A 2,445-nucleotide genomic window follows, 5' to 3' on the forward strand; every position below is an offset into this window, starting at 1 on the left:
TCTACACGTGCCGGCCCCCCCCCTTCTGTTTCCCTGGCGGGGGGGCTTTTTCGCTGTCGGCTTTGGTATTAGGCGGGGTGCTCGGCCTCCTTTTGGGCCCCGCCGCCCCCCCCCCCCCGCGCAGGGTGCCTTTACCCCTTTACCTCTGTCGGTGGCTTCTCACCAGGGTGGTTCGCCTGATGAGAGAGCACCCACTGTGTAGGTGTCGTAGATCTCCAGGAGGTCTTCGTCCTCTGGTGCGTCCGTCCGGTCCTGCGTCTCTCGGCAGGCCACTGCAGTCAGCCGGACCAGCTCGCGCAAGCCTGGGAAAGACGATCTCTCTATGAAGCGCGGCCGGGTGCCTTCGTCCCAGAAATCGGAACGCAGCGCATCGTGAAACTCCTCAGACGGTTCTGTGAGGAGAAGGTGACATGCTGTTCGGCCAGGAAGGAAAGACAGGAACTGCTCTGCTGTTTCATCGACCGCGGCCTGCAGAAAGTCGCTCCTGGTGGTGCTGGACCACTCGTCGTCGATCACGCAGTACATGCCCAGGGTTGGAACGGACCGGCAAGCCCGGACGAGCTGTCGCCGTACGGACACCGGCAGAGCCAGCCAGGACGTCAGCCCGGCTGTCTCGGTCAGTGCGGAGGTCGCTGCCCGCTCCGCTGCGTCGGCTTTCTCGCCACTCACGGCCAGGGTCGTCAACTGGCGTGGTACAGAGGGTTTCCAGTCGATGACGCAAACAACCCCTTCGGCTGTTACTTGACGCACATCTCGTCCTTGCCGTTGAGGTAGTTCGAGTCATAGTTGTACACCGTCCCCGTGATCTTGACGTTGCCTCCAGCGATCATGAATTCACCGACTGCCAGATAGTAGTAGCAGGTGCCGTGCGGGGCCCAGTTGGCGACAGCCCGCGCCTTGTACTTGTTATGGCCGCTCACGTACCCGGTGTCCATCTGCTCCCATCCATACCAGCGGGAACGATAGAGAGCCACATGGATCGAGTACCTCGGCACCTTCGTCTTGCACTTGAGACCCGCGTGCACATTCACCACATGGGGGTTTGTGTGCGACTTGTGGGGGCGGTCGACGGTAGCTCCGCAGCCCCACCTGTTGGCTCCGTAGCGTCCGCTGGTGTCGGCGCAGTCGACGCTGTCTCCGTGGCAGTACTCGTAGGCGTTGAACGAGCCGTCGTATTCGGGGTCGGTGGACAGAAATCGGCCGTTCGACGTGTCGTAGAGACGGGCGCCCATGAGTATGGAGCCGGTGACGGTGTCGGCCGACCGTTGGGCCGCACCGAGCCAGCCGTACCGGGCTTTGGTGGTGGCCCCTTCGAGGTTGCCGTACTCGTCGTAGGCGAGCGCACTCGGGGATTGCGACGCGTCTACGGGAAGCTGGACGGTCACGTCTCCGTGCAGGTCGGTCAACTGAAGTGCCGTGCCGCCGGTCGCCGCGGTGAGGGCGACCAGGTCGCCGTCGGAGCCCTGGACGTCACGGGTGATGGTGCCGCTCGCGTCCTCGGCGGTCCAGTCGGGGTTGTCGCCGTCGTCACCGTAGTGATTGGCCTTGGCGCCCGTCTGGGTCCAGGTTCCGTCGGTGCCTTGGGATTCGGTGGTCCAGGCGGCCGGCCGCCCTGCCGCGTCCAGGGTCCACGTCTGGCGTTTGTCGCCCGACGTCTGGCGTCGGACCTGGTCATTGGCGTAATAGCCGATGGTGGTGCCGGACGCCTGGGTGGTGGTGCGTCCGAAGGCGTCGTAGACCGTTGCGGTGGTGGTGAGCCGGTCCGCGCTGTCGTAGGTCGACGTTGTGGTGGTCGCGTCGGCACTGGAGCAGGGCGCGCCGACGGCGCCCACGGCTTGGGCGAGTGTCGTACGGTTGCACGCACCAGCGCCCGGCTTGTGAAATGCCCGATCTCGCAGTACACCGTGGCCTCCCAGAAGCGTCCCAGGAAGAGCCAGCGGATCACCTCCGTGCACGTTGCCGTCCACCGGCGTGACGAGACCGAGCCCGATGACCTGGGCTTCAGGGAACGCACCCTCCGTCTCTTGCGCACCGATCCAGGACGAGCCTGGCGAACCGTCGAGATCAGCAAGGCTCTCGGCATCACGGTGAGGGCGAAGTACCGCAGCCTCTGCACACAGATCAACCAGTGGGCCGAGCAGACCATGCTGATCCGGGAAGGACGAGGGAGATACCGGATCGCCCCCGAATGGCTGGCCCCTGCCAGGTGAAGTTGATCAACTTGACGGGATGTTGATCAACTTGACGGGATGCGGGACGACTTAACTCCGCGGAATTGCCTGTACAAAACCGAGCTGATCAAACCCCGGCGGCCCTGGAAGACTATGCCCCACGTCGAGTTGGCCACCGCCGAGTGAGGTTTTCTCAACGGTGATCACTTCCAGATTCCGTTGAGGACGAGGGCGGCCCGGGCGATGTCGCCGATCCGACTGGGGCTGAGCGTGA

At 64.3% G+C, this 2,445-nt stretch carries 3 protein-coding genes; 1 reads left to right on the forward strand and 2 read right to left on the reverse strand.

From position 1 onward, the window contains the following. Positions 1 to 159: 159 nt before the first annotated feature. Both ACWEKM_RS37835 and ACWEKM_RS37840 read right to left on the reverse strand, forming a co-directional pair. The gene (locus ACWEKM_RS37835; RefSeq protein ID WP_451625817.1) at positions 160 to 669 is read right to left on the reverse strand and encodes a hypothetical protein; all 510 of its coding nucleotides are present in this window, start codon (positions 667 to 669) and stop codon (positions 160 to 162) included. 68 nt (positions 670 to 737) lie between these two features. After that, entirely contained in the window at positions 738 to 1,832 is a 1,095-nt protein-coding gene (locus ACWEKM_RS37840) for an RHS repeat-associated core domain-containing protein (protein WP_451625818.1), read from the reverse strand. A gap of 72 nt (positions 1,833 to 1,904) precedes the next feature. Here ACWEKM_RS37840 and ACWEKM_RS37845 point away from each other — a divergent pair, with 72 nt between their 5' ends. Next, positions 1,905 to 2,210: a hypothetical protein gene (locus tag ACWEKM_RS37845; RefSeq protein WP_451625819.1), complete on the forward strand. Its 306-nt coding sequence runs from the start codon at positions 1,905 to 1,907 to the stop codon at positions 2,208 to 2,210. The last annotated feature ends 235 nt before the right edge of the window (positions 2,211 to 2,445 follow it).

This window comes from Streptomyces sp. NPDC004752 (assembly GCF_053601275.1).